General features: G+C 33.5%; 5 protein-coding genes. 4 read left to right on the plus strand and 1 reads right to left on the minus strand.

The features are described 5' to 3' along the window. Positions 1 to 851: 851 nt before the first annotated feature. Entirely contained in the window at positions 852 to 1,694 is an 843-nt protein-coding gene (locus tag ACHZDT_RS00275) for an RHS repeat-associated core domain-containing protein (RefSeq protein WP_394772663.1), read from the plus strand. A gap of 4 nt (positions 1,695 to 1,698) precedes the next feature. Then, positions 1,699 to 2,199, plus strand: coding sequence for a hypothetical protein (locus ACHZDT_RS00280; RefSeq protein ID WP_394772659.1), 501 nt, complete (start codon positions 1,699 to 1,701; stop codon positions 2,197 to 2,199). 708 nt (positions 2,200 to 2,907) lie between these two features. Here the strand turns inward: ACHZDT_RS00280 and ACHZDT_RS00285 are convergent. Beyond that, positions 2,908 to 3,276: a helix-turn-helix domain-containing protein gene (locus ACHZDT_RS00285; RefSeq protein ID WP_394772660.1), complete on the minus strand. Its 369-nt coding sequence runs from the start codon at positions 3,274 to 3,276 to the stop codon at positions 2,908 to 2,910. A 144-nt stretch (positions 3,277 to 3,420) separates the two neighbouring features. On the opposite strand from ACHZDT_RS00285, the gene ACHZDT_RS00290 reads away from it, so the two are divergent. Next, the gene (locus tag ACHZDT_RS00290; protein ID WP_394772661.1) at positions 3,421 to 3,678 is read left to right on the plus strand and encodes a SymE family type I addiction module toxin; all 258 of its coding nucleotides are present in this window, start codon (positions 3,421 to 3,423) and stop codon (positions 3,676 to 3,678) included. Then, the gene (locus ACHZDT_RS00295; protein ID WP_394772662.1) at positions 3,675 to 5,504 is read left to right on the plus strand and encodes a CHC2 zinc finger domain-containing protein; all 1,830 of its coding nucleotides are present in this window, start codon (positions 3,675 to 3,677) and stop codon (positions 5,502 to 5,504) included. Before ACHZDT_RS00290 ends, ACHZDT_RS00295 begins: the two co-directional genes overlap by 4 nt. Positions 5,505 to 5,586 lie beyond the last annotated feature (82 nt).

Below are 5,586 nucleotides of genomic sequence, written 5' to 3' on the forward strand. Positions count from 1 at the left end.
TTTTATATTTTTAAACTACTTTTTAGACACCTTTTTGAGTTCATTTATACTGCTCACTTTTATCCAGAATTAGGTGCTCACTTTATCCAGAATATCCACTCCGTTCCCGCTCATCACTTCACACGTTCTCTACCTTACGTTCGGTGTGGCTATTTTATTTTTTTAGCCGAATATATTTGTTCCGCTCCGCTACACTCTGAATAAGGCAAAAAAACAAACCGCCACACACTTTTTGGCGGTTGCTCTTTTGCCCAGTCATCGGGGTTTGCTCCGCTAAAGCTTTGCAATGGAATAAGGAACGCTAACGCTGACTTTTATATTTTCCCCGCCGTTGCACGCACACATCCCTACAGCCCAGAAAAAGGGCTTCCCGGTCTGTGGCGCTGGTCAAGACCGCAACACCGCCACCCGTTCGCTAAAAAAAGCTTTTTATGAGCCAAAATCTACAACGCTTTTTTTGCTCACTTGGGGTGTTCATTGTCTTTGCGCATAACTCAATCGCCGTCGGGCTATGCTCATTTTTGCGCAGGATTTTTTAGAGAACATTATTTTTAAATAGAAACATCAGGATAAAAAAATCCGGCACAAAAATCGAGCGCATCAATAAAAATGGAATCTTTTTTTTTCAATTGAAAATAAAACCCAAGTCTAAAAAAAGAAAGAAAAATCAATCAATTTTATTTTTCAATTGAAAATTTAAAACCTATTTTTGAGCGGATAAGAAAATGAAAAAGTACGTTCTTAAAAAATAGTTTATGCTCGCAGGAATGCAAAAATAAACGCTCGGGCGAGGGAAATATCACGCAGGACAATACAAGTATAAGTACAATGGAAAGGAACTCCAAGACGAGCTGGGGCTTAACTTCTATGATTATGGAGCAAGAAATTATGATCCTGCTTTAGGTCGTTGGATGAACATTGACCCGAAGGCTGAAACGTCAAGACGGTTTTCTCCATTTACATATGCTCTTAATAATCCTATTTATTTTATTGACCCTGATGGAATGGAAGCTAAAGATTGGGTTAGAGATGGAAATAATTGGATATATAGGAGTGATATTACGACTTCACAGCAAGCCAAAGATGCTGGTTATTCGGGTTATTCGGATGGAGTAACCAATAATAGTTACAAAGCTCAAAACGGTGGCACAATAACATTACAGGAAGGAGGTAAATGGTCAAATGATAATGATGCTAGTACTACTTACCAAGCTCCAGACAAAGCACCTTTAAAAGTAGCTGGTGAGGTATTAGGAGGGATATCTGATTTTAATTCGGTAATTGCTGATAATACAGAAGCCTTACAGATGATGGGTGTTAATAGTAAATATGTAGAATCTATAGGTAGTAAGGCAGGGAATATAGGTACTGGATTAGAAGTTGCACAAGTTGGTTTAGATTATGCTAATGGAGAAGTGAGCGGCAATACAGCTCTTCTAAATGGGGGAGGTATTTTAGCTACAGCGGCTCTTAGTTCATATGTTGGTGGCGAAGTAGGTGCTGCTTTTGGAACAACAGGAGGACCTGTCGGGACCGCAGCTGGTACTGTGGCTGGTGCTGCTACTGGTGCTGTAATCGGAGGTGCGAAGGGAACTCTTCAAACTATCTATGATGAATTCAAGACAATCACCACACCATATTTAAATCAATTTTATAATAATGTAAATTTTGCAACTGCAAATGCGCATCGCTAATATTATGAAGTTAAGTCAAAAGATAAGCACTCAGATTAGTTTATTAGCAACTCAAATCATTATAGTAGTTATAATATTATATATACTATACGCTGCCAACTTTGATGGTAAAATTTTTGTATATGTAATCATTCCCATGTTTATTGTACTGGTTTTGCCTACCGCTTACATTCATTATGATTATTACAATCATGGCAGAAATTATAATTATGATATAAACGATAAAGGGATTATTCAATTTAAAAAAGATAAATCCGTTAAATATGATAGAGCCAATTTTAAAAAGATAAAACTATACATGTCAGGTACACGATTAATTGGTTCTGTAGTAAAAAATTTTCCGTTTGAAGATTATTATTATGCAAAAATTATAACATTTGAAGGTGAGGAAATTATAATTTCATGTCTCTTCTCAAAAAAAATAGATCAGTTGTTATTGTCACTTTACAGTGAAGTTCCACTGACCAAAATGAAATGTTTTTATCCATTAATTCAAACTAAATAAAAGTGAAGAGAACTCAAAGTAGACTGCACCCAAAAGTTTAGACGAATTTATAATTAAATTTAAAAGGAATGAGCCCGATATAATATCGGGCTCATTCCTTTTAAATTAAGTTTTATTTTTTTTAAATAGTAATACAATGGCGTAGATTTGAATAATCGATTGTACTATATTAAAAATACCATTTAATGGCCGATCTAAAAAGTTTCTTATTATTAGTGGTAAACCAGTTAGACCTAATAAAACCAATATTACGAGTAAATATTTTATCCAAAATATTCCTAATCTAATCATTAATCCGAGAAATATCAAAAAAACTATTGTAAAAAAACCAACTATCATTGCTGTTTTTGATGATAATAGACCAGGAAGTAATAACAAATTTATTGCACCAACTAAAGCGGATAAGAAAATTAGATTTGAAGATTTAATGTAGTTTTTGTTAAATGTAGTTTTCATTAAGAAAGTAAATATAAAAATTATTGAATTTTAGTTGGAGATAAATATAGTAAATGATTTTATACAACGCAATGGGATAATGTATCAGATGTGTTGGTAGTTAATTATTTTATCTAAAATCCCCCCAACTCTTCGAAGAGTACAAAAGTTGTTATGTAAGCTGGCAAATGTCTCTGACTTTGCGCCCACAACGATGAGCGACAAACATAATTAAATAAGAAAGCTACTTCATTACGGAGTGGCTTTTGGTTTTTATAGCGAAGCTACATTTTTCTGAAAGAAATCTTTAAACTTCTTTTGTGTCAGGAAAGTATCGACCATTTTGAAAACCATACTTTTTTCTTCAGGTTCCAGTTCCTGAATTAATTTAACCTGTTCTATTAAAGATTTATCTTCAATTGTAATTTCTTGCGGAATCTCACCTTCTAAATTTACCAGCTGGTCAATAGTTATACCGAAATATTTGGCAATTTTGCCCACAGCTTCAAGAGATAATTCTCTGTCACCCGTTTCTACCCTTGAATAATTAGAGCGGTGCATTGCAATAAGATCAGCAATGGATTGTTGCGTTAATCCCTTCTCTTCCCTTATTCTCTTTATATTTTTACCAATGTGTTGCATACTGTATAATTTGTCGTAAAGTTATCTAAAAAGCACAAATAAAGCAATATGTATCTTTTTGATAAAACATTAGTTGTTTTATTGATACATATATTTTACATTTGTGACGTATCAAATTAACACAAACGTTAAATCACAGCAATTATGGCGGTCAGAAATCCCAAAGAAGTAAAACTCCAATCCAAACACAGAGTATTAACCTATGGATATAAAACAGTTCCGTGGCTTAGCGTGAGCGGTGTATGGCTTGAAGAAATGGGTTTTAAAGTTGGCGATACTGTAAATATCATAATCCGTGAAAAATTATTGATCATTGAACCTCTTGTATTGCATGAAGATCAGGAAGTTTATAAGAAAGTAATAAAAGAAGTAAAACAAACCCTAAAGCAATTGCCCAAATGACCATTAAAGAAATTAAAGAAAACTTAAATCTTGCTACTGTACTGGATCATTACGGCTTAAAGCCCAATAAAAACAAAATGCTTCTTTGTCCTTTTCACGAAGATAAAAAAGCGAGTCTGCAGGTAAATTTTGAAAGTAATTTTTACAAATGTCATGCCTGCGATAAAAAAGGCGATCAGATCCAGTTTGTTCAGGATTATGAAAAACTAAGTAAACGAGAAGCGATTTTAAAATGTGTAACCATAATAGGAATAAATCCAAAGACTAAGGTCGAAAGTCAAAAAATAGACCCGAGCCTGAAAGGCGAACAGGCGAAGCAAACGGTAATTCTGACAGAAAACAAAAGCGTTTTTCTAGAGAAAATGTTCCAGAGTTTTAGAAAAGGAATCTTTAACAGTAATCCTGCAAAGGATTATTGTAAAGAAAGAAATTTAGATCTCGAAGTTTTGCAAATTGGTTTTAATGGCGGACAGTTCCATCACGGTACAAGACGTGATGAAACCTTAATCAATAATTGTTTAGAAACAGGATTACTTTTAGACCGAAACATTACCAGTAAAACAGGAGATAAAGCCTATAATGTTTTTGGGAACAGATCAATTGTTTTTCCATTAAAAAACAAAGAAAACCAAGTTGTAAGTCTTTATTTTAGAAGTACAATAAATGAGAAAGACGCCAAACATTTTTACCTAAAAAACAGATCAGGAATTTATCCTGATTACCCAAAAAAGGAAACCAAAAAACTAATCCTGACCGAAAGCATAATTGACTGCGCAAGTCTTTTACAAATAGATGAAATCAAAGAAAATTACACTCTATTGGCATGTTACGGCACAAATGGTTTAAACGAAGAAATCCAAAATGCAATATTAAATTTAAAAGAACTAGAAGAAATAATTTTTGCTTTTGACAATGATAAAGCAGGCGAAGAAGCTGTAAAAAAATATGCAGATCAATTTAAACAATACAAAATATCGACAATAGAACTGCCAAGTAAAGACATTAACGAAACGTTACAATTACACGAAAAAGAAATATTTACTGAACTTTTAGAACAAAGAAAAGAGATAAGTTTTTCTTATTCAATTCAGGATAAGACAATCCAATCTAACAATCCAATAATCGAAGAATCTAAAAAACAAAATTCAATAGATGTTCTAAACCAAATCAATATTTTAATCGAACAATCAGGAATTATTGGTGAGGAAAACTCGCGATTATTGCTCTTTATTATTGCTTCGAGTTATAAAACCAAAAGCCCTTTACATGCTATAGTTCAGGGAAGTTCGGGCTCAGGAAAAACCCATTTAATTAGTAAAATAGCTGATCTGATCCCGCAGGAAGATGTTTTAAGATTTACAAGAATAACCGAAAGTAGTTTGTACAATTGGGGTGAATATGAGCTTGTAAATAAAGTACTGGTCATAGAAGATCTGGACGGATTAAAAGAAGAAGCCATGTTTGCCATGCGGGAATTAATCAGTAATCAAAGATTATCAAGTTCGGTATCTATAAAAGACAAAAAAGGTAATATAAAATCGACCAAGAAAGAAGTAAAAGGTGTTTTTAGCAGTTTATCCGCCACGACCAAAGGCGAACTTTACGAAGATAATATGAGCCGTAGTTTTTTACTAGCCGTTGATGAAAGCCAAGGGCAAAGCCGTAGAATAATAGACTATCAAAATAAAAAATACGCAGGAGAAATAGATACAAAAGATCAGCAAAAAGCCAGGGATCAATTACAGCAAATCATTAGAAACCTGAAAACATACGAAGTAATAAATCCATACGCTACCCAACTGGAACTGAAGAAGTACACAAAATAAGACGTTTAAACGAAATGTTCCAAAGTATCGTGAGACAAATAACGCTGATCAATCAACAAAACAGAACATTTAAAAACGATAA

Origin of the sequence: Flavobacterium sp., from assembly GCF_043722275.1 — a bacterium.
In the GTDB taxonomy this organism is placed as follows: Bacteria; Bacteroidota; Bacteroidia; order Flavobacteriales; family Flavobacteriaceae; genus Flavobacterium.

Bases quoted from the DNA above. Each gene is read 5' to 3' on its own strand.
- ACHZDT_RS00280 (WP_394772659.1), top strand. From the start codon at position 1,699: ATGAAGTTAAGTCAAAAGATAAGCACTCAGATTAGTTTATTAGCAACT.
- ACHZDT_RS00285 (WP_394772660.1), bottom strand. From the start codon at position 3,276: ATGCAACACATTGGTAAAAATATAAAGAGAATAAGGGAAGAGAAGGGA.
- ACHZDT_RS00290 (WP_394772661.1), top strand. From the start codon at position 3,421: ATGGCGGTCAGAAATCCCAAAGAAGTAAAACTCCAATCCAAACACAGA.
- ACHZDT_RS00295 (WP_394772662.1), top strand. From the start codon at position 3,675: ATGACCATTAAAGAAATTAAAGAAAACTTAAATCTTGCTACTGTACTG.